Origin of the sequence: Polynucleobacter sp. es-MAR-4, assembly GCF_018882055.1 — a bacterium.
In the GTDB taxonomy this organism is placed as follows: domain Bacteria; phylum Pseudomonadota; class Gammaproteobacteria; order Burkholderiales; family Burkholderiaceae; genus Polynucleobacter.
Map to the genome: position 1 here is coordinate 1 of NZ_JACVPF010000009.1, position 215 is coordinate 215.

1 protein-coding gene is annotated in these 215 nt (G+C 46.5%); it reads right to left on the reverse strand.

Features of this window, described 5'->3' with window-relative positions:
- A partial coding sequence (locus ICN16_RS09810; RefSeq protein WP_216137084.1) for an MBG domain-containing protein occupies positions 1 to 215 on the reverse strand: 215 nt, incomplete at both ends.

Genomic DNA, 215 nt, shown 5'->3' on the forward strand with positions numbered 1-215 from the left:
AGTAAAGGCGGTATTACCTAAAGTAGTGCCCAGACCATATTGGGTAGAGGCACTGTTAGCAGTAATCGTCAGATTGGCTGGGTTGACCGTCAACGTACCGTTGTTATAGGTGATGTTGTAGTTGCTGCTTAAGCCACTTGTAAAGGATTGGTTGCTTGCCGTTAAGGTGTAGTTACCGACGTTGCTTGTAGCGTTGGCAGTACTTGCAACTGTAG